Source organism: Trinickia camelliae (assembly GCF_053525655.1).
The window spans coordinates 120,354-146,836 of the sequence record NZ_JBCHAA010000021.1 but is presented as its reverse complement, the minus strand read 5'-3'; the positions used below and the strand labels follow the sequence as shown (position 1 = coordinate 146,836).

The window sequence follows — 26,483 nt, the reverse complement described above, 5'->3', positions numbered from 1 at the left end:
ACGGCGCGGTCGGCGCAGCGGGAGCGGCCGCAGCCGATGCCGCCGATGCGTCAGGCGCGGCTGCGGCGCTCGCCGTCGGGGCGGCCGAAGCCTCTGCCGCAGGCGCCGAAGCGGGGGCTGCGGCGCTTGCCGTCGTGTCCGAAGCGGCGGCGGCCGACGCCGCAGCAGGCGCGGACGCGTCGTCCGCGAGAGCTGCACCGATGCCGCCACCCAGCAGCGACCCGGCCATCAGCAAGGACATCAATAATTTGCGCATCTTTCGTTTCCTCTAGTCGCTATCTAATTTTTTACAGGGCTATTTACAGGGCGTCCGCGCCGGTCTCCCCGGTGCGGATCCGAACCACTTGTTCGATCGGCGTGACGAAGATCTTTCCGTCGCCGATCTTTCCGGTGCGTGCAGCGCGCTCGATGGCTTCGATCGCCTGTTCGACCAGATCGTCCGTCACGGCGGCCTCGATCTTCACCTTCGGCAGAAAATCGACCACGTACTCGGCCCCGCGGTACAGCTCGGTGTGCCCCTTCTGGCGACCGAACCCCTTCACTTCGGTCACCGTGATCCCTGAGACGCCGATGGCCGACAAGGCTTCGCGTGCCTCATCGAGCTTGAACGGCTTGATGATTGCGGTAATGAGCTTCATAGAATCCTCGCTTTAGTTTGCGTAACCTTATTTGCGTAACCCGTGCGGATGCCTTGTGCATCGGTCGTGGCCGGTCCCGTTCCGTCCCTTTCGTACCTGTTGGCCACGCCGATTCGCTAAGCGCCGCTACAATGCGCGCCAGCGAGTGCCGGCCAACAACAGCAACTCGCGTGCCAATTGCTACGGCTGGCGCGAACAAAGGTGCAAATCAAGGTGGCGGACTGCCGCATCGGCCTGATGGCTAACGCCGGGCCGACTCGCTGGCGTGGTGTCGGGATCGTTGCTAGAGTGTTCAGACGCCTTACACGCCGAAGCACGCACCAAACGCGCTCACGGGCGTGGCAAAGAAAGTCTGTCGCGCACCAAATTCGCTCATTCGCGCATGTGGTGCGCGGTCGAAACGATAGATGCACGTTTTTCGTGCAGCCAAGGGGAACTTATGAAGCAACCGAACGACGTCTTTAACGACTTTCAGAACCGCATGAGCGAGCTGCTCAAGAACTCGCCGGCCAAGGATGTCGAGCGCAACGTGAAGGCCATGCTGTCGCAGGGCTTTTCGAAGCTCGATCTGGTCACGCGCGAAGAGTTCGATACGCAGACCCAGGTGCTCGTGCGCACCCGTGCGCGGCTCGAAGAGCTCGAGCGGCGCGTAGCCGAGCTCGAGCAAAAGCTTTCCACCTCGCAAGACTCCTGATGTCCTGATCGTCTATTGAGCCTCACCGGCAAGCGAGCCGTGAAGTCGTTAGAAACGAAGGGGCGGCAGTAACAGCGCCTCTTTAGCAGGGAGAAAACATGTCGCTTGCCGTGGTGCGCTCACGCGCGCCGGCCGCTGGCCGTGCGCCCGAAGTTACCGTCGAAGTCCATCTCGCCAACGGGCTGCCGTCGTTTTCGATCGTCGGCCTACCCGATCTCGAAGTTCGCGAAAGCCGCGAGCGCGTGCGCGCCGCGCTGCAGAACTGCGGCTTCGAATTCCCCGTGCGGCGGATCACCGTCAATCTCGCGCCGGCCGATCTGCCAAAGGAATCCGGGCGCTTCGACTTGCCGATCGCGCTCGGCATCCTGGCCGCGAGCGGTCAGATTCCGGTTGAAGCGCTCGCGCACCGCGAATTTGCGGGCGAACTCTCGCTGACCGGGGCGCTCCGGCCGATGCGCGGCGCGTTCGCGATGGCGTGCGGCACGGCGCGCGGCCGTCATGGGCATAGCCGCTCCGAGCGCTCGTCAGCCGGCGCCGAAAGCGTCTTAAGATCCGCCCTCCCCGATCCTGGCGACTCCCGCACCCCTGAACTGTATCTGCCGCTCGAAAGCGCCAGCGAGGCCGCTCTCGTTCCTGGCGTCGACGTCTACGGCGCCGCGGATTTGCCTTCGCTCTGCGCTCACCTCGCAGGCGCGGAAGACGGGCGGCTCGCGCCAGTCGCGGCGCCTTCGATCAGCGGCGCGACGCCTGCAGCGCTTCCGGACATGGCCGATGTGATCGGCCAGAGCGGCGCGCGCCGCGCGCTGGAGGTCGCCGCGGCCGGCGGACATCACGTGCTGATGGTCGGGCCGCCCGGCGCGGGCAAGTCGATGCTAGCGGCGCGTCTGCCGGGCCTGCTGCCGCCCATGAGCGACGACGAAGCGCTCACGTCCGCCGCACTGCTGTCGGCCAGCATGCTTGGATTCTCGCCGGCCCAATGGCGGCAGCGGCCGTTTCGCGCGCCCCATCATTCGTCGAGCGCAGCGGCCCTGGTCGGCGGACGCAACCCGCCGCAGCCCGGCGAGATCACGCTGGCTCACCTCGGCGTGCTCTTCTTGGACGAGTTGCCCGAGTTCGACCGCCACGTACTCGAGACGCTGCGCGAGCCGCTCGAAGCCGGTCGCATCACGATCTCGCGAGCCGCGCTGCAAGCCGACTTCCCGGCCGCCTGCCAATTGATCGCCGCAATGAATCCGTGCCCGTGCGGCTGGCGCGGCGATCCGAACGGCCGCTGCCGATGCACGCCGGAGATCGCCACGCGCTATACGCGCAAGCTGTCCGGGCCGCTCTTGGATCGGATCGACATTCAAATCGAAATCCCTGCGCTGACACCGGCGGAATTGGCGGCGCGCTCGTCGGCGGGCGGGGAGTCGAGCGCGTCGATCGCCGCGCGTGTGGTCGCGGCACGCGAGCGCCAGCTCGCGCGGCAAGGGAAGATGAACCGCGAGTTGAGCGGGCGCGAGGTCGACGAAGTCTGCCGCCCCGATGCCACTGGCGAGGCGCTGCTGCGCGAGTCGGGTGAACGGTTTGGCTGGTCGGCACGCGCTTATTACCGCGTGCTCAAGGTCGTGCGCTCGATTGCCGATCTCGCGGGGAACGACACCCCAAATGCCGCGCAGGTCGCCGAAGCCGTGCAGTATCGACGCGTTTTCTCACCGTCATAGGCTCGCCGGTGCTGTCAAGACTTGACTTATGCACATTTCCCGGCATCGCCGCTTCAATTGCCCGTTTGAAGGCATCGCCCGAAGGATGATCCGCAGCCCTTTGATTTATTTGAATTTTTCCCGTTGCCACCTTTCGGGGCAAACTATTGACATGCCCGCAGGACGGGGTTCCCGGGCTCGTGCGGAGGAGTTTTCAACAAAGTTATCCACAGGAGCTGTGGATAGCTAAAAAACCGTCGCAAAATCCGGCAATTAGCGACACATCCTATGAAGGAACTTTCACTTTGAGACTCGATCTCAGGCGCTTTTCGTGGCCTCTTTGTCCTAGGGATCAGTAAAGCTTGAACGACTGGAAGAATTGATCAATCTGCTCCTGGGGCGGCGCCTTGTCGGCGATGATGGTCGCCTGGTACACATGCTTGCCGCGGGCAACCAGACGCACCTGTATCGTCCTGTGCTCGCGCTTTTCGCCTGCGTCGCCGCTCACGCTCATCTCTAGACCTGGAACCACGCCGCCAGCGGCAAGCGGAATCTGCGCGGGACGGGCTTCGGGGGCGGCGCCCAGGTTGCGCGCCAATCCCGTACGCAGGTAATCGAGCACCGATTGCCGCAGTTGCGGGTCGTCGCTCGGCAGAACCACCGTGCCGATCGCGAAAACGGCACCCTCAGTACGCGCCGACTGCATCTTCATCTTCATTCGCGCGCCGCCGATATCGACGTCGCGCTCGTCGTTCACTGGCTTCGCCGGCAGGTCGATCGTATAGCCGTCGGCGCTGTTCATGATCGTGCGCCAATCGTAGTCCGGCGAGCACGCGGTGAGCGCGCAACCCAATAGGCTGGCGGCGGCAAACACTCGCAACGCAGCTGCGGGTGAGCTGGCGAAGGCGGAGCCGTCCCTTGGCGAACGAGTACCGAGGCCGAAGGCCGCACGGCAAATCACGCGTTTGATGGGACGCAACGACGCAAGAAGAATAAAAGCGGACCGAAACATAAGGCGGATGACGTGGTAACAGGAAGGAGCTAAAACGCGGGTCGCCGCGATCTTATCGCATGGGGCAAAGCGTCGCCGGTGCGGCCCTCTTCGCATGCGCCGCGACGGCTTTATCGAGCCCCAAATAACAAGGGCGCTCGCCAACTCGGCCTTTTTGCGAGCTGTGTCAAGTCACTTCATGTCGTTCACACATTTTTACAAACCACTTTCATATGGACTGCTACACTGGCGCCCGCTATCTCAAAACCACGGGTAAACCAGATGTTGAAGAAAATTGTCGGAATTACGCTTGTCGCCGCGGCGGCTGTCGCTTCGCTGCCTGCCGTGGCCGGCGACATGAATAACGCGCTCGGCGGCGCGCTTGGCGGCGTTGCAGGCGCGGCGGTCGGCAACGCGATCGGCGGCAGCACCGGCGCGGTGATCGGTGGCGCGGTCGGTGGCGGCGCCGGCGGCGCAGTGACGTCGAACAAGCGCGAGCGCACGGGCGCCATCGTCGGCGGCGCGCTCGGCGGCGGGGCCGGCACCGCGGCGGGCAACGCGATGGGCGGCACCACCGGCGGACTGGTCGGCGCAGCGCTCGGCGGAGGCGCAGGTGCGGCGCTCGGCGGCAATATCTCGCGCAACAATTCGTATTCCGATGACTACAGCCACGGCTACAAGAAGAAGTACAAGCACCACAAGCATTACCAGGACTGAGCCCAAGCGGCGGCGGCACGACCCAAAGCAATATAAGCGACCTGGGCCGGCGGTCGGATCTGTCTCCCTTATACCGAACCTCAGTAGACCGACCGTACCGCCGCCCATGCGAAATCCGCGACGCGACGGTACAATAGGCGCGCTTCTTTGCCGCGCTTTTCACGCTTAAGCGCTACCGAGGTTCGATCCATGAGTCAGACTCCCGCTTCCACGACGCGCCGCACGAATCCCATCCGCTATGTCGCGATGGCAATCGTGGTCGCCGCCATTGCCGTCGCCGGTTATTTCGCGTTCGGCGGCCAGCAAAAAGTGCCCGATGCGACCTTCACGCTGCTGTCCGGCCAGAAGGTTTCGACGGCCGATCTCAAAGGCAAGGTCTACCTGATCAACTTCTGGGCGACGAGCTGCGAGACCTGCATGAAGGAAATGCCGCAGATGATCGACACGTACAACCGCTACAAGGGCCAGGGGCTCGAGTTCGTGGCGGTGGCGATGAACTACGACGCGCCGATGTACGTGGTGAACTACGCGCAAACCCGCCAGTTGCCGTTCAAGGTCGCGATGGACGACGGCAGCGCCGCCAAGCAATTCGGCAACGTGCAGCTCACGCCGACCACCTTCCTGGTCGACAAGAACGGCAAGATCCTGAAGCGCTACGTCGGCGAGCCGCAGTTCGCGGAGCTCGATCAGTTGCTTTCGAAGGCGTTGAGCACCACCTGAAGTGGCATTGAGTTTTTCGACTTCACGAAGCAGCCGCTAACTAGCGATTCGCGCTTAGCGGCGGCGGCATCAAACGATAAGGGCGCAGTTAGCGCCCTTTTTCGTTTCTGCCGCACCGGCTCTGCAAGCCGCCCACTCAACCCGCTTCCTTATCGCCATCCTTGCCGCCGTCGCCTCGGTCCGCGAGGCCGTACCGCTTGATCTTCTCGTAGAGCGTCGCCTTGCCGACCTGCAGCCGGTCGGCGGCCTGCGCCACTGCACCGCCCGCCTGCTCCAGCGCTTGCGCAATGGCCGCGCGCTCGAATTGCTCGACTTGCTCCTTGAGCGACGCCGTCGCCGCTTCGCTCGCAGCGCCACGCGCCGCGTCGCCCAGCCCGTCGGCGATGCCGAGCACGAAGCGATCGGCGGCATTCCTCAGCTCGCGGACGTTGCCGGGCCAGTCGCGCCGCATGAGCGCAGCCTGTTGTCCGTCCGTCAGGATCGGCGCCGGACGCCCATAGCGCACGGCGGCATCGAGCAGGAAGTGCTCGAAGAGCGGGACGATGTCTTCGCGTCGTTCGCCGAGCGGCGGCAGCGCAATCGTCACGACGTTCAACCGATAGAGCAGGTCTTGCCGGAACGTGCCCGCCGCCACGTGCTCGGCCATGTCGCCCTTGGCCGCCGCGATCACGCGGCAATTCACGCGAATCGGCTGGTTCGAGCCAAGCCGCTCCAGCACGCCGTCCTGCAGCACGCGCAGGAGCTTCACCTGCAGTGAGAGCGGCATGCTCTCGATCTCGTCCAGGAACAGCGTGCCGCCCGACGCATGCTCGAGCTTGCCGATGCGGCGTTTTGCCGCACCAGTAAAAGCCCCTGGCTCGTAGCCGAACATCTCCGATTCGAACATCGGCTCCGGCAGCGCGCCGCAATTGAGCGCGACAAACGGCTTCGCACGCCGCGGCGACATTTCATGCAGGCTGCGCGCGATCAATTCCTTGCCGGCGCCGGTGTCGCCGTTGATGAGCACGGAGGCATCGGTGGGCGCGACGTTCGCGATCAGCTTTCTCACCTGCTCGATCGCCGGACTGCGGCCGATGATGCGCGGCGCAACCGCGTTCTGTCCTGCCAGCTCACGCCGCAGCGCGACGTTTTCGAGCACGAGCATGCGGCGCTCCAAAGCGCGCCGCACAGTTTCGATCAGGCGCTCGGACGCGAACGGTTTCTCGATGAAGTCATACGCACCGTCGCGCATCGCCTGGACGGCCATCGAGATGTCGCCGTGGCCGGTGACGAGGATCACCGGCACGTCCGGCGCCCGCTCATGGCATTGAGCGAGCAACTCCAGACCGCTCATCCCGGGCAAGCGGATGTCGCTGACGATCACGCCGGGAAAGTCGTTGCCGATGGAGCCGGCCGCGCCTGCGGATGCCCCGATCGCGCGCAGCGCCGCTTCGGCCGACGGGTACCCGTCCACGTCGAAGCCGGCCAGTTGCAGGCTTTGCACGCTGGCGCGGCGCACCAGTTCGTCGTCCTCGATATAGATCACTTGCAGGCCGTTCGCCATCGCTTGTCACTTGTCACTTAAAAGGGGGCATTCCGTTCACGAAGGAAGCGTGTCTGGACTATGCGTGCGCACGCGACGCAGCGTCAAGACGAACACCGCGCCGCCGTCGTCCGCGTTCTTCGCCGTGAGCGAGCCGCCGCAATCGCGCGCGATCGACGACGAGATCGCGAGGCCGAGGCCAAGCCCCTGCCCCATTTCCTTGGTCGTGAAGAACGGCTCGAAAAGACGGGGCAGCGCATCGGCGGCAATGCCGGGACCGTTGTCGCGCACGGTGATCGAGAGCGACGTAACAGCCTCATCGATCTCGATGGCGATGCGCGGCTCAGCCAGTCCGGCGACCGCGTCGAGCGCGTTGCCGATCAGATTGATGAGCACTTGTTCGAGACGCAGGTCGTCGCAGCGCGCGACAAGCTCCGGGTGCTCGTCGTTCACGTCGAAGACACGATGCGCGGTGGGATCGCCTGCGGACTCGGCGCGATCGGCCGTCGTCAGCGAGACCTCCAGCACGACACCCTGTAGGCGCTTTTGCAGCAGGTTCAACGAGTTGCGCAGGGCTCGCGCAACCAGCGCTCGCTCGTTTCGCGGCCGGGCGCGCCCGACGAACAGCTTGAGCTGATTCGTGATCTTGCCCATGCGCTCGGTGAGCGCGGCAATCGCTTCGAGATTCTCGCGCGCGGCCGCTTGATCGCCGCGCTCCAGAAGCACGCGAGTGTTATCCGAGAAACCGCGCAGCGCAGCGAGCGGCTGATTCAATTCGTGCGTGATGCCCGCCGCCATCTGGCCGAGCGCCGCGAGCTTGCTCGCCTGCACGAGTTCGTCGTGCGCCGCGCGCAACTCCTGCTCGGCGCGCGTGCGCTCGCCGACTTCCTTCTGCAATTGCTCGTTCGCTTCGGACAAGTCCGCAGTCCGTTCCGCGACGCGCTGGTTCAGTTCCGCATACGCCTTCTGCAGCAACGCGCGGCTCTTGACCATCTCGCGCACGCGCGCACGGCGCATCCGCCAATAGAAGCCAAGCAGACAGAGCGACACGAAGCCGAAACCCGTGACGACCGTCGCGTTGCGCGCGTCGGTGTCGACTGCATCGACGGACGCCATCGTGATCAGATGCCAGTCCGGCACCCCAACCGAACGGCGCGTCGCGAGATAGCGCGGCGCGAGCCGCCCGCCGCCGATGCGCACGATCCGCGCGTCGTCGTCGAGCGTTCGCTCGATCGTCATCGGCAGCGGCGCGATGCTCTGCTGCGCGTATTGCCGGGTCTCGAAGATCGATGTCGCGACCGATCCCGGCAGCGGCCGCACGGTGTGATATTTCCACGCCGGCACCGACGACAGGAAGATCACGCCGTGATCGTCCGTGACGACGAGCGGCTCGAACGCATCGGTGCCGGGAAACCATTCGAGGTTGAGCTTGACGACCGCGACGCCGACGATCTTGCCGCCGCGATAGACCGGCTGCGAGATGAAGTAGCCGGGGTCGTGCGAGATCGTGCCGATGCCGAAGAAGCGTCCGACGCCGCCTTTCACGGCATCGACGAAGTACGGCCTGAAAAGATATTGGACGCCGACGAAGCTGTCCGGGCGGTTCCAGTTGCTCGCCGCGACGCATAAGCCGTCGGCGCGAATGATGTAGGTTTGCGTCGCGCGCGCGTGGCGGTTGACGTCCTCGAGGTAGCGGTTGGCGTGCGCGACGCTGTCCGGCGTGGGATCGGCGAGCACGTCCTGCACGAGCGGATGCTCGGCGAGCAAGTAAGGCAGCGACTCGTAACGCTCTAGCGTGCTCTTGAGCGCGTTCGTCGTGCGGTCGGCGCGCACCGCTGCGTTGCGCCGCAACTCGTCGGCGCCGCGCTGCCACGTGATGCTCCACGTCAGCGCGCAGGCCGCCGCGAGCGTCGCGAGAAGCGCGAAAACGACGATCAGGCGGCGCGTCACGGTGGCGGATTCCAGTCGGTGGGGATCGACTATTCTGGCATATCGCGCCAGGCTGTCCGGCTCGCGGGCGCTTTGTTCTGCGGTGCTCATTGCTTCGAGAGGAACAGGGCGCCGCGCGGTGCCGCGAAGCAGCGGCGCGCGAGGCGCGACGCCGCTTCGCTCATCGCTTTAGACTGCGGCCGTCTCGTCGACGGTCACTTCACTGCGGCGCAAAGCGCGCGTGAGCTGGGCGCGGTCGAGCTCCTTCTCCCAAGCCGACACGACCACCGTCGCCACGCCGTTGCCAACGATGTTCGTCAGCGCGCGGCACTCGCTCATGAAGCGATCGATGCCGAGGATGAGGACCATGCCCGAGAGCGGAATCGTCGGCACCACGGCGAGTGTCGCGGCGAGCGTGATGAAGCCCGCGCCCGTCACGCCGCTCGCGCCCTTCGACGTGATCATCGTCACGGCGAGCAGCGTGAGCTGCTGCGTGAGCGTGAGATCGGTGTTCGTCGCTTGCGCAATGAAGAGCACCGCCATCGTCATGTAGATGTTGGTGCCGTCGAGATTGAACGAGTAGCCGGTCGGCACGACGAGGCCTACGACCGAGCGCGAGCAGCCGAGCTTTTCGAGCTTCTGCATGAGCTGCGGCAGCGCCGCTTCCGACGAACTCGTGCCGAGCACGATCAGCAACTCTTCCTTGATATAAGCGACGAACCGGAAGATGTTGAAGCCGACCAGACGCGCGATGATGCCGAGCACCACGACCACGAACACGACCGAGGTCAGATAGAACGTGCCGATCAGCTTGAGGAGCGGCAGCAGCGAACCGACGCCGTACTTGCCGATCGTGAACGCCATCGCGCCGAACGCGCCGATCGGAGCGAGCTTCGTGATGATGCGCACGATGCCGAAGAACACGTGCGAGATGCTCTCGATGAAATCGGTGACGATCTTGCCACGCTCGCCGAGCTGAGTCAGCACGCTGCCGAACAGCATCGCGACAAGCAGGATCTGCAGGATTTCGCCTTGCGCGAACGCGTCGACGACCGTGTTCGGAATGATGTGCATGAAGAAGTCGACCGTGCTCTGGCCGTGCGCCTTCGCCGCGTAGCTCGCGACTTCCTTGCCGTTCAGCGTCGCCGGATCGACGTTGAAGCCGACGCCGGGCTTGAGCACGTGCGTCGCGATGAGACCGAGCACGAGCGCGAACGACGACACGACTTCGAAGTAGAGCAGCGCCTTGCCGCCGACGCGGCCCACCTTCTTCATGTCCTGCATGCCCGCGATGCCGGTAACGACCGTGCAGAAGATGATCGGGCCAATCACCATCTTGATGAGCTTGATGAAGCCATCGCCGAGCGGCTTCATGTCGACCGCGAGATCGGGCGAATAGTGGCCGAACAGAATGCCGATGATGATCGCTGCGATCACCTGGACATAGAGGACTTTATAGAACGGTTTCTTCACGATGGTTCCAGACTGAGTGGATGGGCCGAAGGGCCGGTGGCCGGTACGATCCCGCGCGCGGCGCGAACCAACGAAGGCCGGTCGCTTGGCGTGAGCGCGAAATGGGACGAAATGGCGCGAAAGGTCGCCTTGAGCGACGGGTTCAGAAATGCCAGGCGGGGGAATCGATCATCGGCTGTCTCCTTGCTTTAGTAAGTAGGCGGACCGTTGCGGCCGCGGCTCTTACATTGCAAGGGCGATGCCAACTAGATAGGCGACCGCAGGGGTTTGATTTTTAACGGGTTTTATCCCTGAGGCGTGCCGCATCGTTCCGGGTTTCCGGAATTCGAGATAGGCGGCGTCCAGAGATCCGGATCGCCGGGATCGCGTTTCCCGCTTGCCTAGCTCCGCCCTCTCCAAGGCACGAGCCGGCGCTCGAGCCCCCGCATCGCCAGATCGAAACCCCAAGCGATCGCGCCGATCAGCACGATGCCCATCACCACGACATCCGTGCGCAGAAAGCTCGACGCATTGAGCACCATCTGCCCGAGCCCGGCCGTGGCGGCCACCATCTCGGCGGCGACGAGCGTCGTCCAGCCGAAGCCGATCGCGATGCGCAAGCCGGTCAGGATCTCCGGCAGCGCAGCCGGCAACACGACGAAGCGCACGACCTGCCAGAACCCGCCGCCGAGCGAATACGCCGCATTGATCTGCTCGACGGTCGCACTCCTGGCGCCCGCCCGCGCCGCCATCGCGATAGGCGCGAAGCACGCGAGGTAAATCACGACGATCTTCGCGGTTTCATCGATGCCGAACCAAATGACGACGAGCGGCAAATACGCGAGCGGCGGCAGCGGCCGATAGAATTCCAGCGGCGCATCCAGCAAGCCGCGCGCGATACGGCTCACGCCCATCAGGATGCCGACCGGCACCGCCGTCAGCGCCGCCAGCAAGAACGCGCCGAATACGCGCAGCGTGCTCCAGGCGAGATGCTCGGAGAGCGGCAAGCCGCCCTGAATCCGGCCATGCCACGCGTCGATGAACGCCGCCCAAACGGATTCGGGCGACGGCAAGAAAAGAGGCGCGATCCAGTGCAGATGCGTGGCGAGCCACCACATCGCAACCAGGACAGCGACCGAGGCCGCACTCAATGCCGCAGTCGGTCCTTCACCCGGCGAGCGATAGGAACGCGTACGCGCCGCGTCTCGACGCCTGAGACGGCGCGTAGCAGGAGCCGGGGTTCGTCGAGCGCTGCCCGCCGATTCCGCAAACGATTCGTGACCGCTGCTCATGCCGTGACCTCATTCGACACGCGATGGTGAAGCAGCGCCACCAGCCGCTCGCGCCACTCGATGAAATCCGGCGACGACTTCACTGCCCGCGCATCGCCCGATTGAAGAAAGCGCCGCGCAAACGGCAATTCAAACGTCTCGGCAATGCGGCCCGGGCTCGGCGTCATCAAGACGAGACGCGTCGCAAGAAACAGCGCCTCTTCGACGCTGTGCGTGATGAAGAACACGGTCTTCCGCGTGCGCCCCCAGATGTCGAGCACCAGCTCCTGCATCGACTCGCGCGTCATCGCGTCGAGCGCGCCCATCGGCTCGTCCATCAGCAGCACCTGCGGATCGTTCGCCAGCGCGCGGGCGATGCCGACGCGCTGCTGCATCCCGCCTGACAACTCATACACGCTCGCGTGCGCGTAGCGTTCGAGGCCGACCAGCGTGAGCGTGTCGCGCGCGACGCGTTCACGTTCGCGCTTCGCCATCCCCTTGAAGCGCAAACCGAGCGCCACGTTGTCGAGCACATTCAGCCACGGCATCAGCGCGTACTTCTGGAACACGACGCCGCGCTCGGCGCCGGGTCCGCTGATCCGTTGCCCATTCATGCGCACTTCGCCTTCGGTCGGTTGAACGAAACCGGCGATGCAGTTGAGGAGCGTGCTCTTGCCGCATCCCGAAGCGCCCAGCGCGACGACGAACTCGCCCGCATCGATGGTCAGGTTGACGTCGGCGAGCGCCACGTTCGCCGCGCGGCCCCGCGCGCTTTCATACGCGACGTGCAGTTGTCGAATCTCGAGCCGGTTCATGTCGAAGCCTCAACGTTTCGATATCCGAATCTCTTGTCACGAGAGCGGCGTTCAACGCAACGCGCGCTGCACGAACTGCGGATCGACACCTGTCGAATAATCAGGCAAGACGTTTTGAATCGTGCCCTGAGCCTTCAGAAACGTCGCCGTGGCCGCCAGCGACTTCGCCGCACCCGCTTGCGCACCACCGCCAAGCCACGTCGGCGACGCTTGTTCGGAAAGCGCCGGAAATGCGTAAAGCGCGAGGCTCGCGGGTACGTCCTGCGCGTTCGCGCCCGACTCCTGCGCAACCGCCGCAGCTTGCGGCGAGCCCGCATTCCAGGCCGACTTGTGATCGCGATAGCTCGCATCGGTCGCCGCCAAGACCTTCACGAAGCGCGTCACGAACTCGGCGTTCTCGCGTGCGAATTTGCGGTCGACGACGAAGCCGTCGAACGTCGCCTTGCCCGACTCTTTCGCGACCTCGCCCGACGTAATCAGCACGCGGCCGTTCTTCTTCACCTTCGCGAGCACCGGGTCCCAGATATAGGTTGCGTCGATGTCGCCGCGGTCCCAGGCCGCCGCGACGTCGGCCGGACGCAGATTGACGATCTTGACGTCCGAAGGATTGATGCCCGCGCTCTGCAGCGCGACGAGCGTATGGAAATGCGAAGTCGACACATACGGCACGCCGATCTTCTTGCCTTTGAGGCCCGCCACGCTCGTCACGCCGGAGCCGTCGCGAGCGACGAGCGCCTCCGCATCGTTGATGTTGTCGAGAATCCAGAAGAGCGAAATATCGACGCCTTGCGACAGGCCCGCTGCGATCGGGCTGGAGCCCGCCTCACCGAGCTGCACCGAGCCCGACGCGAGCGCGCGCACGACGTCGGCGCCGCTGGCGAGCTTGCGGTAAGTGACTTTGTAGCCTGTTGCCTTTTCGACTTCGCCGGTTGCCTGCGCGTAGCGCCATGGCACCACCATGTCCTGATAGGCGATCACGACTTCGCGTGTTTCGGCGTGAACGCGGGGCGCGAAGAGGCTGGCGAGCGCGACGAGCGCCGCAGCGCCAGCGAGTGTGCGAACGGATCGGATCATGCGGAAAACCCCCGTCAGTAAACGAAGTTGTCTGAAAGGCTTCCGACTATAGGGATTTCGGCTGCGATCCGTTCTAACGAATTCTCGATTGCTATCCACAACGGCCGCGTATTCCTTTCCCGTTCTTTCCAAACTACACGGCCGCTTACAACCCATCTTCAAGTTCCCCTCCCCCCTGCCGATAACTCATGGGTACGTCGCTCCCGGCAAGTCAACCTCTTACCCGCAATCTCACCTATACGGAAAGCGCAATGTTTGCATCGATTCGCACGCGGATTCTGGCGACTTGTGTCGCGATCGTCGTCACCGCGCTCGCGGTAACCGGAGGCCTCGTCTATTACGTGGTCAAGAAGGACAACGAGCAGACGATCGGCGAAAACCTGAAATCCATTTCGACCGGTAACACTACGGCGATCGAAGAATGGGTTTCGGGGAAAGCGAGGGTCGCCCAGGCGCTCGCCGACACGATCAATATCGGCGCAGGCGACCCCACCGACGCGCTCAAGCTGCTCGCCAAGTCCGGCGACTTCCAGGTCGTGACGCTGGGCCTGCCCGACAAGACGGCGTTCACGGGCGGCACTTCGCTGCCGCCGAACTACGACCCCACCGCGCGCCCCTGGTACAAGCAGGCGCTGGCGGCCGGCCACCTGATCGTGACCGCGCCGTTCACCGACGCCTCGAACGGCAAGTACGCCGTGTCGTTCGCGGTACCCGTGATGCGCGACGGCGCGCTCAAAGGCATCATCGCGGCGAGCGTGTACCTCGACGGCGTGAGCTCGGTCGTCGCCGCCGTGCACCCGACACCCGCGAGCTTCGCCTTCCTCGTCGATCAATCCGGCAAGCTGCTCGCCACCGCCAAGAGCGATCTCATCATGAAACCGGCGACAGACCTGTCGCCGGATTTGACGACCGACGCGCTCGGCGCGCTTTCGAACGCAGCCGAGCCGATGGCGGCCAAGGTCGACGGCGCCACCAAGCTGCTGCAGTCGCAGCCGATTCCCGGCACCGACTGGCGCTTCGTCCTCGCGCTCGACAAGTCCGACGTGACCGCCGGCATGCGCGCGGTGGCGACGACCACGGTGATCGCGATCATCATCGTCGCGCTGATCGCGGCGGCGCTGGTCGGCGCGCTGACGAACGCGGCGTTCAAGCGTGTGCTGCAAGTGCGCGACGCGCTCATCGACGTGAGCTCGGGCAGCGGCGATCTCACGCGCCGCCTGCCGGAAGCGGGTGACGACGAAGCCTCGCAAATCGCACGCGCGTTCAATCTCTTCGCCGAGAAGATCAGCGACATCCTGCTGCAGATCCGCACGATCAGCGAATCGGTGAACGTCGCGAGCGCCGAGATCGCGCAGGGCAATCAGGACTTGTCGAGCCGCACCGAACACGCGGCTTCGAGCCTACAGGAAACGGCGGCCGCGCTCGAAGAGATCGCCGGCACCGCGCGCAACTCTGCCGACTCGGCCAATCAAGTCAGCCGGCTCGCGGAATCGGCATCGAGCGTCGCGACGCGCGGCGGCCAGGTCGTCACCGAAGTGGTGGCGACGATGAACGAGATCACGCAGGCGTCCACGCAGATCGCGAACATCATCGGCGTGATCGACGGCATCGCGTTCCAGACCAATATCCTCGCGCTCAACGCGGCCGTCGAAGCGGCACGCGCGAGCGAGCACGGGCGCGGCTTCGCGGTCGTCGCCGGCGAAGTGCGGGCGCTCGCGCAACGCAGCGCGCAGGCCGCGAAGGAGATCAAGGAGCTGATCAACTCATCGGTGGAGAAGATCGAGGCGGGTTCGGGACTCGTGCAGACAGCCGGCACGACGATGAACGAGATCGTCGACGGCGTACGCAGCATCGCGAGCGTGATCGGCGAAATCAGCGTCGCGACGTCGGAGCAAAGCACGGGGCTGGGGCAGGTGAACCAGGCGCTGTCGCAGCTCGACAACGTGACGCAGCAGAACGCCGCGCTCGTCGAGCAATCGGCTGCAGCCGCGAGCCAGTTGCGGGAACAGGCGGCGACGCTCGCGCAGAGCGTCGGTACTTTCAAGCTCGCGCGAAGCGGTGCGATGACGGCGGCTTAACGACAGGCACAATAAGAAAGAGCACGTCACACGTGCGCGATAAAAAAATCGGGCGGCCTAGGCCGCCCGATTTTCTTTGACTACAACGCGCGTAAGGCTTTAAACCACGCCCGCGCCGTGCGCCTGCAGATCGGCGTGATAGCTCGAACGCACCATCGCGCCGACGGCCGCGTGCGTGAAGCCCATCTTGTACGCCTCTTCCTCGTACATCTTGAACGTGTCCGGATGCACATACGCGCGCACCGGCAGGTGATGCTCGGACGGCTGCAGGTACTGGCCGATCGTCAGCATGTCGACGTCGTGCGCACGCAGATCGCGCATCACTTGCAGAATTTCTTCTTCGGTTTCGCCCAGGCCCACCATCAGGCCCGACTTCGTCGCGACCTCGGGATGCAGCGCCTTGAAGTCCTTCAAGAGCTTGAGCGAATGCGCGTAGTCCGAACCGGGGCGCGCTTCCTTGTACAGACGCGGCACCGTTTCGAGGTTGTGGTTCATCACATCGGGCGGCGCGGCGTTCAGGATCGTCAGCGCGCGGTCCAGACGGCCGCGGAAGTCCGGCGTGAGAATTTCGATGCGCGTCTCCGGCGACTGCTCGCGCACCTGACGAATACATTCGACGAAGTGACCCGCGCCGCCATCGCGCAAGTCGTCGCGGTCGACGCTCGTGATCACCACGTACTTGAGCTTGAGCGCGCCAATGGTGCGCGCGAGATTGGCGGGTTCGTCGGCGTCGAGCGGATCGGGACGGCCGTGGCCGACGTCGCAGAACGGGCAGCGCCGCGTGCACTTGTCGCCCATGATCATGAACGTCGCCGTGCCCTTGCCGAAGCACTCGCCGATGTTTGGGCAGCTCGCTTCCTCGCACACCGTATGCAGGTTGTGCTCGCGCAGGATCTGCTTGATTTCGTAGAAGCGCGAGCTGCCGGTCGCGGCTTTCACGCGGATCCAATCGGGCTTCTTCAGCTTTTCGATCGGGACGATCTTGATCGGAATGCGTGCCGTCTTGGCCTCGGCCTTTTGCTTGACGGTCGCGTCATAGGCGGCCGGGGCGGCGTTGGCGGCGGAATCGGCGGAAGCGCCGGCGGAGTTCGCGGTAACGTCAGTCATTCGATTGATCCAGTCGGACGGCGGCGGTGCCGGCCTGCGGTTGAGAGCGGAGCGCGGGAGCGCCGTCGAGGTTGGCGGCCAAACGCGCCGCGAGGGTCCTGGCCACGTCGTCCCAGCCGGCGGCGACGCCCAGCGTCGCCATGTCGACCGTTTCGAGTCCCGCGTAGCCGCACGGATTGATCGCAAGGAACGGCTGCAGATCCATCTTCACGTTCAGGCTCACGCCGTGATAGCTGCAACCGTTGCGGATTTTTAGGCCGAGCGCCGCGATCTTCGCACCCTCGTGCACGCCGGCCTGCGGCCCCGGCGCCACGTAGATGCCGGGCGCGCCTGCCTTGCGAGCGCCCGGCAGATTATACGCCGCGAGGGTTTCGATCACGGCCTCCTCGATCTTCGTGACCAGCTCGCGCACCATCAGCTTGCGGCGGCGCAAGTTCAAAAGCAGGTAAGCCACGATCTGGCCTGGGCCGTGATAGGTGATCTGTCCACCGCGATCGACTTTGACGAGCGGAATGCCGGCGTCGGCCGACAGCAGGTGGGACGGGTCGCCGGCTTGGCCTAGCGTGAAAACGGGAGGGTGCTCGACGAGCCAGATTTCGTCGGCGGTGTCGTCGGTGCGGGCGTCGGTGAACGCGCGCATCGCGTCGAAACTCGTTTCGTAGGGTTCGAGACCGCGCCAGCGCAGGAGGATGGCGGGCGCATCAGCCGTGCCTGTGAGGACCGCCGCGTCTAGCGGGTCGGCGTCAGGCAGATCGGAAGAACGGGAAAGCGGGGAAACCGGCGTGGCACACATGATCGCGGTAGTTTACCGAAATCGCGCGCACCCCGCCGGACGCAATGGTCAGCTGAATCGACCAGACCACCGCGTTAAACGGTCCGCCAGCCGCTGCGCAGGCTCACGCTCAGGCGAGCGCCGAGGTCCGTCAGCCAGTCGCGCAGGCCGTCCTTCGGGCGGGGCGCGACCCAGAACGCGACGGTCGCCGGCTGAGCGCCTTCCGCGCTGAGCCAGAGCCGCTCGCCGCGGCGCAAGCGCAGGCAATCGCCCGGTTCAAGCCAATAGTCTTCCGTGTCGTTGCTGCGCGTCACCCACATGCTCGCGCCCTGCACCGTGAGCCGCGTGCTCTTCATGACCATCATCGGCACGGTTTCGCCAGGGTTGATTTCGAACGTGATGCTAGAGGAAATTTCTTGCATGATCCGCTCCGTCAAAGTGCTGTTCCGTGACTAGAATCGTAGATGCAGCAAGGGATTCCCCCAAACGATCAATTTTCACGTCGTTGTGAGAAAAATTAGCAATGGATCTTCGACAACTCCCCGCGCTCAACGCAATCAAGGCATTCGAAGCAGCCTCGCGCCACGAAAGCTTCTCGCGCGCCGCGGATGAACTGTTCGTCACACACGGCGCGGTCAGCCACCAGATCCGGGCGCTCGAAGCCGAGCTCGGCATCGCGCTTTTCGAGCGCGACGGCAAGCGGGTGCGGCTCACCGAAGTCGGTTGCCGTTACGCGAAGGAAGTGCGCGCCGCGCTGATGGCGCTCGCCGAGGCCACGCGTTCGGTGCGCGCCGGCGACCGCGAGCGGCGGCTGGTGGTATCGATCCTGTCGTCGTTTGCGGCGCGCTGGGTCACGCCGCGCATCGGCCACTTCATCGAGCGATACCCCGAAATCGACCTCGAATTGCTGTCGACCAATGCGCTCGCCGATTTCGCGCGCGACGACGTCGACGCGGCCGTCCGCTTCGGCTTTGGCCAATACGAGGGGCTGCACGTCGAGCCGCTGCTCGACGAGGTGTTTTTTCCGGTTTGCTCGCCGCATTACAACGGCGGCCAATTGCCGGCGACGCCCGCCGATCTGCCGAACTACGCGCTGCTGCGCTCGGACGACGAGCTCTGGCGTCCGTGGTTCGCCGCGGCCGGCCTGATCAGCGCCTCGGAACCGAAGCGCGGCGTGTTGTACCAGGATTCGTCGAACCTGCTGCAGGCGGCAGCCGACGGCCAGGGCATCGCGCTCGTGCGACGCTCGATCGCGATGCATGAAATCGCTGCGGGGCGGCTCGTGCGCTTGTTCGATATCGATGGGCCGAGCCCCTGGGCCTACTACTTCGTGTGCCCGCCGCGAACGCTGGAGACCGCGCGCGTCCGCGCCTTCAGGGACTGGCTATTCGAGGAGGTGGGGAAGTTTCAGACGCTCTACGGCCTCGCCTGCAAAGCAGGAAGGGATGGAGCGGCTGCGGTGCTGCAAACGGCCGGGCAGTAGGGCTATAGGGCAATAGCCCGTCGCCCTACAGCACCACCTTGACCATCGGGTGCCCGGTCAGCGCCCGGTAGATATCGTCGAGATGCTCGCGACTCAGCGCGCGCACGGTGACGGTCAGCCCGGTGTAGTTGCCGCCCGAGGACGGCCGGGTCTCGATGCGCGAGGCGTCGAACGCGTTGTCGAACTGCTGGATCACCGACACGATCGTGTCGGCGAAATCGGGGTGAGACTTTCCCATCACCTTGATGGGAAAGTCGCAGGGAAACTCGAACAGGGATTCGTTGACCGGGCTCATATTTCTCTCCATGCAGCCTATATGGGGCCTCTCCGGACTATTTACAGGCCCAGGCGCCTTCAATCTGCGCCTCGCGCGCCTTTGCGCGCTGATACGCTGCATATAGCGCTGCATACACCGGGCCCGGCTTGCCGTCGCCGACTGGCGCGCCGTCCAGATCGGTCACGGGCAGCACTTCCTTCGTCGCCGAGCTGATCAGGATCTCGTCGGCAGCGCGCAGCTCCGCGTCTGTCACGTCGCGCGCGGTGAAGCGGATGCCGCATTCGCGCGCCAACTCCTCGATCAACCCGTAGCGGATGCCTTCGAGGATCTTGTGATCGCGAAGCGGCGCAAACAGCTCGCCGCCCTTCACCACCCAGACGTTCGCCGACGACGCCTCGGTCAGCATCCCGTCGCGCAACTGGATCGTCTCGAACGCGTCGTTTTTCGCCGCATGCTCCGCCATCAGCACATTGCCGAGCAGCGACACCGACTTGATGTCGCAATGCAGCCAACGTTTGTCTTCCGCGCTCACGCAGCGCACGCCGCGTGCACGCACCGCGTCGTCGGGCAGGCGCATCGGATTGACCATCATGAACACCGTCGGCCGGATACCCGCCGGAAACGCGTGCCCGCGCTTCGCGACGCCGCGCGTAACCTGAATATAGGCAAGCGCGTGACCGCCGGCACGGGAATCGGCGGGTGTGCCGTTCTCCGCATAATTCGCCGCGACCACACGCGCGAGCAGCGCACGCCAACCGTCGTCGTCGAACGGATTCTCGATGCCGACTTTCGCAAGACTGCGCGAAAGCCGCGCGAGATGCGACGCGAAGCGAAACGGCGTGAGGCCGTGCTCGCTCGCGTAGAGCGGCACGACTTCGTAAATGCCGTCGCCGAAGATGAAGCCGCGGTCGAGCACCGGAATGCGTGCTTCGGACAGCGGCGTCATCTCGCCATTCAGATAGACGACAGGGTCCAGCGTCTGTTCGGTCATGGTCCTGAAAGCTTTACGACTTCTTCTTGTTGATCATCAGCAGCAGCGAATCCCAGATACGGCCGACGACGCCCGCCTGCGGCACCGCCTGCAGCGCGACGACCGGGAACTGCGCGACCGACTTGCCGTCGGCAACCATCTGCACTGTACCGACCTGCTGGCCGTTGGCGATCGGCGCGACGAGCGGCTCGACGAGCGTGACCTGCGGCTTGATCTTGTCGCCCATGCCACGCGGCACGGTGATGTACTGGTCGCCCTTCACGCCGACTTGCACGTTATCGGCCGCACCCTTGTAGACGCGCGGCGTCTGCACGACCTGATTCGCCTTGTACAGACGCACGGTGTCGTACGCGCTATAGCCGTAGTTCAGCATCTTCATGCTGTCCTGCACGCGCTCGTGTTCCTTCTGCTCGCCCATCATCACGGTGACAAGACGGCGGGTCACATCGGTCGAGCCCGGCAGCGAACGCTTCGCCGACGCGATCAGGCAGTAGCCGGCCGCTTGCGTGTGACCGGTCTTCAGGCCGTCGACGCTCGGGTCGATCCACAGCAGACGATTGCGGTTCGGCTGCTTGATCTTGTTGTACGTGAATTCCTTGACCGAGAAGATGTTGTAGTAGTCGGGGAAGTCGCGGATCAGGTGCGTCGACAGCGTGGCCAGGTCGGCTGCCGTCGTGTAGTGGTTCGGATCGGGCATGCCGTTCACGTCGGCGAAGTGCGTGCCCTTCATGCCGAGGCGCTGCGCTTCGGTGTTCATCATGCTGACGAACTGGCCCTCGCTGCCGCCGACGAGTTCGGCAAGCGCGATCGCCGCGTCGTTGCCCGATTGAATGATCATGCCGTAGACGAGGTCGTGCACGGTCACGGGCTTGTTCGCCTCGATGAACATGCGCGATTCGTCGGTGCCCACGCGGCGCACCGCTTCGCTCGGCGTCACCACTTGATCCATCGAAATCTTCTTCGTCTGCAGCGCTTCGAAGACGAGGTACGCCGTCATCAGCTTGGTGAGCGACGCGGGCTCGACGCGCTCATCGGCATTGGCCGAGGCGAGCACCTGATTGCTGGTCGCATCGACGAGCACCCACGAGCGCGCGTTCACGCCCGGCGGCGGCACCTGCGCGAACGCGGTGCTGGCGACCAGCGTGGCGGGCAGCAGGAGGCCGAGAGAAACGGCGCGGCTGACGGATTGCGGAACGAAAGACGTTGCGACGGACGAGAGGCCGGAGGAGGAAAAACGCATAGGATCGATTCGGGCGGTAGTGAGCAATGCACGCGGGGGGCGCGCCGTTGGAAGAGCGATCACGAGCGCGTCACCGCGACCCACTTTTCACGCACTAGGGGTCACATCAAACGTCGGCACTCGCGCAAAAAATTGCGCCCATTATACGCGCCGCGCTGTGGCGTTTTTGCGTTTTATGCGTACCTGTATGCCGGAAAATACAAATCAGCGCCAGGCGTCGACGATGATGCGCTTGAGGATGTGAAGCTTGCGATGCAGAAAATGTTCAGCACCCGGGATCACGACGATCGGCAATTCCTGCGGCCGGGCCCAATCGTAGACCGAGGCGATCGGCACGGTGTCGTCGGTCTCGCCGTGAATGACGAGCGTGTTATCGGGCACCGTCGCGACTTCCCAGCGGCTCGCCGCCGTGCCGACGAACACGATCCGCTCGATCTCCTTGCCCGCCTCGGCAAGCGCCTTCGCGACGTGCGAAAGCACGAACGTGCCGAACGAAAAGCCCGCTAGCACGAGCGGCAGATCGGCCTGCCCCGGCTGCGCGCGCATGTAGTCGAGGACCGCGAGCAGATCGTCGCGCTCGCCGTGGCCGTTGTCGTGCTCGCCTTGCGTTTCGCCGACGCCGCGGAAATTCGAGCGGTACGTCACGTAGTTGAGCTGCACGAGCGTGCGCGCGAGCGTGACCGCGACCTTGTTGTCCATCGAGCCGCCGAACAGCGGATGCGGATGCGCGACGAGCGCGATGCCGCGCGGCGCGGCGCCTTCTTCGCGCACGGCGTCGGGCACGTCGAGCGCCATTTCGATCTTGCCGACGGGTCCGTCGATCAGAAACTTTTGGGTGTGAACGTTCATTGCGTTGCGCGGATCAGCGGTCGATCAACAGACGCTCGACGATCTTGCCGTTGGCCAGATGCGAGTCGACGATCTCATCGATGTCCGCTTCGTCGACATAGGTGTACCAGGTGCCTTCCGGATACACGACGACGGTCGGCCCTTCCTCGCAGCGATCGAGGCAGCCCGCCTTGTTGATGCGGACCTGGCCGGGGCCGGCGAGGCCCAGTTGCTTCACGCGCTTCTTCGCGTGCTCCTGCATTGCCTGCGCATTGCAATTCGCGCAGCTCGGCCGCTCGGCGCCCGGTTCGCGCTGATTCAGGCAGAAGAAGACGTGGTACTTGTAGAAGGAATCCATGGTGTCGGAAGTGTGGAGAGGTCCCGGCGATTATAGCGAGCGCGGCTAAAACGCACGCCGCTCACTTCGACATCACTTCGATGCGACGACCGGCGTCATGCCGAGCCACACGACGAGCTGCGAAACGAAATCGTCGCTCGCGGCGGCGAGCGCTCGCGCGCCGCCGGCGGCGTCCGCGGTGCTAGCAGGCGCGCGCGCTTCGAACGTTTGCTGGCCGAGTACCTTGCCGTCGAGCATCAGCGTTGCGCGCGCGGTGAGCGCGCCGTGGCTTTCCGATTCGCCGTCGAAGACCTGCTCGAACTGCTCGAGATCGATCTTCAGCACTGGCGCATGCACGCCGTCGGCGCCCGTGAGCACCGTGCCGTGCGACGACAGCGCCGCGCGCAGCCGCTGCGTGAGCAATTGCGCGGGCGGCATCGTCCAATGGCTGTTCGCGTAGGTCGCGGTGCGCTGGCTGTCGGAGTAGCTCAGGCGATAAATGAGGCCGTCGCTGTCGAGCGTCTGCGGCGCGCCGACGTCGAGCACCTTGAACGGCGGCAGCGGTCCCGGGGACGCCGCCGGCGTGACGGGGCCGAGATCGTAGCGGATGTTCGCGACGGCGGCGGGAGGCCCGAGCGAGCAGCCGGCGAGTACGCCAACCGTGAGGACGATCATCGCGAGCGCGCCGATCAACGGCATGCGGCCAAGAAATAGTCGGTCAGTCGAGCGTGACATTGCAGTGTTCCTGACTTGGATTTTCAAATTCGTTCAATTCGTTCAATGAGCGGCAGCGTCTGCCTTCGGCCAGGCGAAGCCGGGCTCGCCCGGACCGGGGGCCGCCGCCGGCGCGCCGAACAGCACGCTGCGCGGGCTCGTGCTGAACAGGTCCGCCGCGCGATCCACCGAGCGCACGGCGCTGCCGACGTCGGTGGTCAACGCGTCGATGCGCGGCAGCGTCTCGTAGTTCACGCGCGCGGTCATGTCCTGCAGCGAAGCATCCATCGCCGACAGCGCGGCGCCCGCGCGATCGGCCGCATCGCCGATCTTGTTCAGGTTCGTCACGAGCGGCCCGTTCTGGCCGTTCACACGAGAGATCAGCGCGTTGGTCGACGCGAGCGTACTGTCGAGCTGATCGAGCGTGCCCGGCAGTTTCGCTGCGACCGGCGCGGCCGCCTTGGACAGCGCCGCCACGTTGTCGGCCGCGCTTTGCATGCTCGCGAGCGTCGCCTTCAACTGGTCGCGCATATCGTCGGACATCATATTGTCCGCATGCTTCGCGACACTTTCGAGTTCGCGCATCAGCACGTCGCCGCGCTCCTGCAACTGATCGAGCAGCCCGGGGCGCATCGGTATCTGAGCGACGTTCTTCGTCGACGACGGAAACGGCGACAAATCGCGCCCAGTGTCTTCGAGCTGCACGAACGCGATGCCCGTGACGCCTTGGAAGCCGAGGCTGCCGTACGTGGAATGCGTGATCGGCGCGGTCTTGTCGACGAGGATGCGGATCACGATCTGCCCGGGATGCTCATGATCGAAGTGGATCGACTGCACCTTGCCGACGTCGAGCCCCCGATAGCGGACGGCGGCGTCGGTAAAGAGGCCGGTCACGTTCGTGCGTGCGATCAGGTCGTACGGGATTCGCACCGAGCGGTCGATGTTAAACCAGAACACGGTCAACGCTATCGCGATCGCCAATCCGATCGTGAAGAGCCCAGCCCAGAACGCATGTGATTTGTTTTCCATTCGCGGGTTCCCTTGCAGGCGGATTTGCACAGTCCTGCGGTATTGCGTTTTCGGTTTTCTCAGCGGCTTCGCCGTCAGCCAAGCTCAGCGCGCCGACGCATCCCAGCCGCTCACAGCGGCACTTCCGCCGATGCGGGCTCGAGCGCGGCCGGCGGCAGCTTCGCGCGGCGTTCGGGCGGCAGCGCCTGCAGCGCGCGGCGGCCGCGCAGACCGAGAAAGTATTCCTTGATGAACGGGTGGTCGACGCTGGCCGCTTCTTCGACCGGCGCCGCCACGAGCACCTTGCGATCGGCGATCACGGCGACCCGGCTCGACAGCGCGACCATCGTGTCGAGATCGTGCGTGACCATCACGACGGTGAGGCCAAGCGCGCGATGGAGCGTCGCGATCAGCTCGACGAATTCATCCGACGCGCGCGGATCGAGCCCCGCGGTCGGCTCGTCGAGAAACAGCAGCTCCGGTTCGAGCGCGAGCGCGCGCGCAATGCCGGCGCGCTTGATCATGCCGCCCGAAAGCGCGGCCGGCATCTTCGACGCATGCTTGCACGGCAGGCCGACCATCTCGAGCTTGAGCATGACGATGTCGCGCAGCAGCCCGTCGGGCACCTTGCCGAGTTCGCGAATCGGCTGCGCGATGTTGTCGAACACCGTGAGCGACGAGAACAGCGCGCCCTGCTGAAACAGCATGCCGGAGCGGCTGCGCATCACATGCGCTTCGTCCGGGTCGATCTTCGAGATGTCTTCGCCGAACACCTTGATCGTGCCGGAGGTCGGACTCTCGAGGCCGAGGATCTGGCGCACGAGCGTCGTCTTGCCCGACCCCGAGCCGCCGACGATCGACACGACCTCGCCGCGCCGCACGTCGAAATTGAGGTTCTCGTGAATGATGTTGCGGCCGTAGCGCTTGGTCAGATCGCTCACTTCGATCACCGGCTCGGCGATGCAAGGCGGCGGCTGGTTGCGAACGGCGGATGCGAGCGGTGCGATCATCCGAGCCCCACGTTCTGAAAGAGAATCGCGAACACGGCGTCGGCGAGTATCACGACCGTGATCGACGTGACGACCGAGGTCGTCGTGCCCTCGCCCAGGCTCTGCGAGTTCGCCTTGATCCGGAAACCGAAATGACACGCGACGATCGCGATCAGCATGCCGAACGCGACGCCCTTGCCGAGCCCGATCCACAGGTTCGCGATCGGCACCACGCCCGGCAGCGCACGCGCGAAGTACGACACGTCGATGCCGAGCACGATCTTCGCAGCGAGCGCGCCGCCCGCGAGCGCGACGATGTTGGTCCACATGACGAGCAGCGGCATCGCCACGCCGAGCGCGATCACGCGCGGCAGGATGATGCGCAGGCCGTGCGGGATGCCCATCACGCGCATTGCGTCGAGTTCCTCGGTGACGCGCATCACACCGATCTGCGCGGTGATCGCCGAGCCCGAACGGCCCGCGACGAGAATCGCCGAGAGCACCGGCCCGAGTTCGCGGATCACCGACAGCCCGAGGATGTTGACGATGTACTGGTTAGCGCCGAAGAGGCGCAGCTGCTGCGCCGACAAGTAGGAGAGCACGATGCCGATCAGAAACGCGACGAGCGCGGTGATCGGCAGCGCCTGCGTGCCGGTGCTATAGATGTTCGCTGAGATCTCGGTCCACGGCATGGTCTTCGGCTTCTTCGCCACCGAGATCAAATCGAGCACGACGCGGCCGAACAGCGCAACGCCGCCCTGCAAATGCTCGAAGAACGCGAAGATCGAAAGCCCCATGCGCGTGATGGGATCGGTGCGCTCGACCGGCTCCGCCTCCTCGCGCTGGCTGTCGAGCAAGGCGATGCGATCGAAGATGTCGCGCTGCGTATCGGTGAGTTCGACGCGCTCGGGGAGCTTGCGCCCCCACACGCTCCATAGCGCCTGACCGCCCACGTGATCCATCCGCTCGATCGCCAACAAGTCCCATTGGCCGCGCCCCGGATCCTGTTGCGCGCGCAGACGCGCCATGGCGCCCTTGCCGCGATCGCGATCGCGCGCGAGCGCCAGCGCCGTCCACTGTCCGGACAGCCGGATGATCTTGCCCGCAGTGCCGGTATCGACGCGCAGGCCCGGTGGGGTATCGAAGTTCAAGGA

At 64.8% G+C, this 26,483-nt stretch carries 27 protein-coding genes; 7 read left to right on the top strand and 20 right to left on the bottom strand.

From position 1 onward, the window contains the following. The coding region (locus AAHK20_RS29175; protein WP_449184971.1) for a hypothetical protein at positions 1-272 on the top strand (272 nt) is incomplete at its 5' end. A gap of 27 nt (positions 273-299) precedes the next feature. On the opposite strand, the gene AAHK20_RS29170 is transcribed toward AAHK20_RS29175, so the two are convergent. After that, on the bottom strand, positions 300-638 hold the full coding sequence (locus AAHK20_RS29170) for a P-II family nitrogen regulator (RefSeq protein WP_137330928.1): 339 nt from the start codon (positions 636-638) through the stop codon (positions 300-302). A 439-nt stretch (positions 639-1,077) separates the two neighbouring features. On the opposite strand from AAHK20_RS29170, the gene AAHK20_RS29165 reads away from it, so the two are divergent. Together AAHK20_RS29165 and AAHK20_RS29160 are read left to right on the top strand one after the other, a co-directional pair. Then, a complete protein-coding gene (locus AAHK20_RS29165; protein WP_449184970.1) occupies positions 1,078-1,332 on the top strand; it encodes an accessory factor UbiK family protein in 255 nt (84 codons plus the stop codon). Between the two features lie 98 nt (positions 1,333-1,430). Further along, entirely contained in the window at positions 1,431-3,035 is a 1,605-nt protein-coding gene (locus AAHK20_RS29160) for a YifB family Mg chelatase-like AAA ATPase (protein WP_449184969.1), read from the top strand. Between the two features lie 331 nt (positions 3,036-3,366). On the opposite strand, the gene AAHK20_RS29155 is transcribed toward AAHK20_RS29160, so the two are convergent. Further along, positions 3,367-4,170 carry a hypothetical protein gene (locus tag AAHK20_RS29155; RefSeq protein WP_449184968.1) on the bottom strand — a complete coding sequence of 268 codons (804 nt, stop codon included), beginning with the start codon at positions 4,168-4,170 and terminating at the stop codon, positions 3,367-3,369. Between the two features lie 117 nt (positions 4,171-4,287). Between AAHK20_RS29155 and AAHK20_RS29150 the strand changes: the two genes are divergently transcribed. Both AAHK20_RS29150 and AAHK20_RS29145 read left to right on the top strand, forming a co-directional pair. Continuing rightward, positions 4,288-4,722 (top strand): hypothetical protein, encoded by a 435-nt coding sequence (locus AAHK20_RS29150; RefSeq protein WP_449184967.1) that lies wholly within the window; start codon positions 4,288-4,290, stop codon positions 4,720-4,722. A 189-nt stretch (positions 4,723-4,911) separates the two neighbouring features. Further along, a complete protein-coding gene (locus AAHK20_RS29145; protein WP_449184966.1) occupies positions 4,912-5,442 on the top strand; it encodes a TlpA disulfide reductase family protein in 531 nt (176 codons plus the stop codon). 136 nt (positions 5,443-5,578) lie between these two features. Here AAHK20_RS29145 and AAHK20_RS29140 read toward each other — a convergent pair whose 3' ends face one another. From AAHK20_RS29140 to tauA, 6 genes are all read right to left on the bottom strand, one after another. Then, on the bottom strand, positions 5,579-6,985 hold the full coding sequence (locus AAHK20_RS29140; protein ID WP_449184965.1) for a sigma-54-dependent transcriptional regulator: 1,407 nt from the start codon (positions 6,983-6,985) through the stop codon (positions 5,579-5,581). A 36-nt stretch (positions 6,986-7,021) separates the two neighbouring features. Continuing rightward, the gene (locus AAHK20_RS29135) at positions 7,022-9,004 is read right to left on the bottom strand and encodes a sensor histidine kinase (RefSeq protein WP_449184964.1); all 1,983 of its coding nucleotides are present in this window, start codon (positions 9,002-9,004) and stop codon (positions 7,022-7,024) included. 78 nt (positions 9,005-9,082) lie between these two features. Further along, complete coding sequence (locus tag AAHK20_RS29130; protein WP_449184974.1) at positions 9,083-10,369, bottom strand: dicarboxylate/amino acid:cation symporter; 1,287 nt, start codon at positions 10,367-10,369, stop codon at positions 9,083-9,085. Positions 10,370-10,746: 377 nt separating this feature from the next. Next, positions 10,747-11,637: an ABC transporter permease subunit gene (locus AAHK20_RS29125; RefSeq protein WP_449184963.1), complete on the bottom strand. Its 891-nt coding sequence runs from the start codon at positions 11,635-11,637 to the stop codon at positions 10,747-10,749. Continuing rightward, positions 11,634-12,431, bottom strand: coding sequence for a taurine ABC transporter ATP-binding protein (locus AAHK20_RS29120; protein WP_449184962.1), 798 nt, complete (start codon positions 12,429-12,431; stop codon positions 11,634-11,636). The genes AAHK20_RS29125 and AAHK20_RS29120 overlap by 4 nt, the downstream gene beginning before the upstream one ends. Before the next feature lie 51 nt (positions 12,432-12,482). Then, a complete protein-coding gene (gene tauA, locus AAHK20_RS29115) occupies positions 12,483-13,505 on the bottom strand; it encodes a taurine ABC transporter substrate-binding protein (RefSeq protein ID WP_449184961.1) in 1,023 nt (340 codons plus the stop codon). Positions 13,506-13,756: 251 nt separating this feature from the next. Here tauA and AAHK20_RS29110 point away from each other — a divergent pair, with 251 nt between their 5' ends. After that, a complete protein-coding gene (locus tag AAHK20_RS29110; protein ID WP_449184960.1) occupies positions 13,757-15,583 on the top strand; it encodes a methyl-accepting chemotaxis protein in 1,827 nt (608 codons plus the stop codon). Positions 15,584-15,682: 99 nt separating this feature from the next. Here AAHK20_RS29110 and lipA read toward each other — a convergent pair whose 3' ends face one another. The 3 genes from lipA to AAHK20_RS29095 form a co-directional block, all read right to left on the bottom strand. After that, positions 15,683-16,690, bottom strand: a complete 1,008-nt coding sequence (gene lipA, locus AAHK20_RS29105; RefSeq protein WP_449184959.1) for a lipoyl synthase — start codon at positions 16,688-16,690, stop codon at positions 15,683-15,685. Further along, positions 16,683-17,483 carry a lipoyl(octanoyl) transferase LipB gene (gene lipB / locus AAHK20_RS29100; protein ID WP_449184958.1) on the bottom strand — a complete coding sequence of 267 codons (801 nt, stop codon included), beginning with the start codon at positions 17,481-17,483 and terminating at the stop codon, positions 16,683-16,685. Before lipB ends, lipA begins: the two co-directional genes overlap by 8 nt. Before the next feature lie 74 nt (positions 17,484-17,557). Continuing rightward, a complete protein-coding gene (locus tag AAHK20_RS29095; protein WP_449184957.1) occupies positions 17,558-17,884 on the bottom strand; it encodes a DUF2917 domain-containing protein in 327 nt (108 codons plus the stop codon). Between the two features lie 101 nt (positions 17,885-17,985). Here AAHK20_RS29095 and AAHK20_RS29090 point away from each other — a divergent pair, with 101 nt between their 5' ends. Further along, positions 17,986-18,945: a transcriptional regulator GcvA gene (locus AAHK20_RS29090; RefSeq protein ID WP_449184956.1), complete on the top strand. Its 960-nt coding sequence runs from the start codon at positions 17,986-17,988 to the stop codon at positions 18,943-18,945. 25 nt (positions 18,946-18,970) lie between these two features. On the opposite strand, the gene AAHK20_RS29085 is transcribed toward AAHK20_RS29090, so the two are convergent. From AAHK20_RS29085 to AAHK20_RS29045, 9 genes are all read right to left on the bottom strand, one after another. After that, positions 18,971-19,240: a DUF493 family protein gene (locus AAHK20_RS29085; protein ID WP_449184955.1), complete on the bottom strand. Its 270-nt coding sequence runs from the start codon at positions 19,238-19,240 to the stop codon at positions 18,971-18,973. A 37-nt stretch (positions 19,241-19,277) separates the two neighbouring features. After that, complete coding sequence (locus AAHK20_RS29080) at positions 19,278-20,213, bottom strand: D-amino acid aminotransferase (protein WP_449184954.1); 936 nt, start codon at positions 20,211-20,213, stop codon at positions 19,278-19,280. 13 nt (positions 20,214-20,226) lie between these two features. Then, positions 20,227-21,453, bottom strand: coding sequence for a D-alanyl-D-alanine carboxypeptidase family protein (locus AAHK20_RS29075; RefSeq protein WP_449184953.1), 1,227 nt, complete (start codon positions 21,451-21,453; stop codon positions 20,227-20,229). A gap of 204 nt (positions 21,454-21,657) precedes the next feature. Next, positions 21,658-22,302 carry an alpha/beta hydrolase gene (locus AAHK20_RS29070; protein WP_449184952.1) on the bottom strand — a complete coding sequence of 215 codons (645 nt, stop codon included), beginning with the start codon at positions 22,300-22,302 and terminating at the stop codon, positions 21,658-21,660. Positions 22,303-22,315: 13 nt separating this feature from the next. Then, on the bottom strand, positions 22,316-22,639 hold the full coding sequence (locus AAHK20_RS29065) for a (2Fe-2S) ferredoxin domain-containing protein (RefSeq protein ID WP_449184951.1): 324 nt from the start codon (positions 22,637-22,639) through the stop codon (positions 22,316-22,318). A 72-nt stretch (positions 22,640-22,711) separates the two neighbouring features. After that, a complete protein-coding gene (locus AAHK20_RS29060) occupies positions 22,712-23,353 on the bottom strand; it encodes an ABC-type transport auxiliary lipoprotein family protein (RefSeq protein ID WP_449184950.1) in 642 nt (213 codons plus the stop codon). A 42-nt stretch (positions 23,354-23,395) separates the two neighbouring features. After that, positions 23,396-24,361: an MlaD family protein gene (locus AAHK20_RS29055; RefSeq protein ID WP_449184949.1), complete on the bottom strand. Its 966-nt coding sequence runs from the start codon at positions 24,359-24,361 to the stop codon at positions 23,396-23,398. A gap of 110 nt (positions 24,362-24,471) precedes the next feature. Then, positions 24,472-25,350, bottom strand: coding sequence for an ABC transporter ATP-binding protein (locus AAHK20_RS29050; RefSeq protein WP_449184948.1), 879 nt, complete (start codon positions 25,348-25,350; stop codon positions 24,472-24,474). Next, entirely contained in the window at positions 25,347-26,480 is a 1,134-nt protein-coding gene (locus AAHK20_RS29045; protein ID WP_449184947.1) for an MlaE family ABC transporter permease, read from the bottom strand. Before AAHK20_RS29045 ends, AAHK20_RS29050 begins: the two co-directional genes overlap by 4 nt. Positions 26,481-26,483: the final 3 nt, after the last annotated feature.

What these genes read in the sequence shown, in the direction of transcription:
- AAHK20_RS29090 (WP_449184956.1), top strand. Translation starts at nt 17,986, where the DNA reads ATGGATCTTCGACAACTCCCCGCGCTCAACGCAATCAAGGCATTCGAA.
- tauA (WP_449184961.1), bottom strand. Translation starts at nt 13,505, where the DNA reads ATGATCCGATCCGTTCGCACACTCGCTGGCGCTGCGGCGCTCGTCGCG.
- AAHK20_RS29070 (WP_449184952.1), bottom strand. Translation starts at nt 22,302, where the DNA reads ATGAACGTTCACACCCAAAAGTTTCTGATCGACGGACCCGTCGGCAAG.
- AAHK20_RS29085 (WP_449184955.1), bottom strand. Translation starts at nt 19,240, where the DNA reads ATGAGCCCGGTCAACGAATCCCTGTTCGAGTTTCCCTGCGACTTTCCC.
- AAHK20_RS29145 (WP_449184966.1), top strand. Translation starts at nt 4,912, where the DNA reads ATGAGTCAGACTCCCGCTTCCACGACGCGCCGCACGAATCCCATCCGC.
- AAHK20_RS29135 (WP_449184964.1), bottom strand. Translation starts at nt 9,004, where the DNA reads ATGAGCACCGCAGAACAAAGCGCCCGCGAGCCGGACAGCCTGGCGCGA.
- AAHK20_RS29120 (WP_449184962.1), bottom strand. Translation starts at nt 12,431, where the DNA reads ATGAACCGGCTCGAGATTCGACAACTGCACGTCGCGTATGAAAGCGCG.
- AAHK20_RS29075 (WP_449184953.1), bottom strand. Translation starts at nt 21,453, where the DNA reads ATGCGTTTTTCCTCCTCCGGCCTCTCGTCCGTCGCAACGTCTTTCGTT.
- AAHK20_RS29150 (WP_449184967.1), top strand. Translation starts at nt 4,288, where the DNA reads ATGTTGAAGAAAATTGTCGGAATTACGCTTGTCGCCGCGGCGGCTGTC.
- AAHK20_RS29050 (WP_449184948.1), bottom strand. Translation starts at nt 25,350, where the DNA reads ATGATCGCACCGCTCGCATCCGCCGTTCGCAACCAGCCGCCGCCTTGC.
- AAHK20_RS29065 (WP_449184951.1), bottom strand. Translation starts at nt 22,639, where the DNA reads ATGGATTCCTTCTACAAGTACCACGTCTTCTTCTGCCTGAATCAGCGC.
- AAHK20_RS29160 (WP_449184969.1), top strand. Translation starts at nt 1,431, where the DNA reads ATGTCGCTTGCCGTGGTGCGCTCACGCGCGCCGGCCGCTGGCCGTGCG.
- AAHK20_RS29060 (WP_449184950.1), bottom strand. Translation starts at nt 23,353, where the DNA reads ATGTCACGCTCGACTGACCGACTATTTCTTGGCCGCATGCCGTTGATC.
- AAHK20_RS29080 (WP_449184954.1), bottom strand. Translation starts at nt 20,213, where the DNA reads ATGACCGAACAGACGCTGGACCCTGTCGTCTATCTGAATGGCGAGATG.
- AAHK20_RS29095 (WP_449184957.1), bottom strand. Translation starts at nt 17,884, where the DNA reads ATGCAAGAAATTTCCTCTAGCATCACGTTCGAAATCAACCCTGGCGAA.
- AAHK20_RS29165 (WP_449184970.1), top strand. Translation starts at nt 1,078, where the DNA reads ATGAAGCAACCGAACGACGTCTTTAACGACTTTCAGAACCGCATGAGC.
- AAHK20_RS29110 (WP_449184960.1), top strand. Translation starts at nt 13,757, where the DNA reads ATGTTTGCATCGATTCGCACGCGGATTCTGGCGACTTGTGTCGCGATC.
- lipB (WP_449184958.1), bottom strand. Translation starts at nt 17,483, where the DNA reads ATGTGTGCCACGCCGGTTTCCCCGCTTTCCCGTTCTTCCGATCTGCCT.
- lipA (WP_449184959.1), bottom strand. Translation starts at nt 16,690, where the DNA reads ATGACTGACGTTACCGCGAACTCCGCCGGCGCTTCCGCCGATTCCGCC.
- AAHK20_RS29055 (WP_449184949.1), bottom strand. Translation starts at nt 24,361, where the DNA reads ATGGAAAACAAATCACATGCGTTCTGGGCTGGGCTCTTCACGATCGGA.
- AAHK20_RS29170 (WP_137330928.1), bottom strand. Translation starts at nt 638, where the DNA reads ATGAAGCTCATTACCGCAATCATCAAGCCGTTCAAGCTCGATGAGGCA.
- AAHK20_RS29140 (WP_449184965.1), bottom strand. Translation starts at nt 6,985, where the DNA reads ATGGCGAACGGCCTGCAAGTGATCTATATCGAGGACGACGAACTGGTG.
- AAHK20_RS29125 (WP_449184963.1), bottom strand. Translation starts at nt 11,637, where the DNA reads ATGAGCAGCGGTCACGAATCGTTTGCGGAATCGGCGGGCAGCGCTCGA.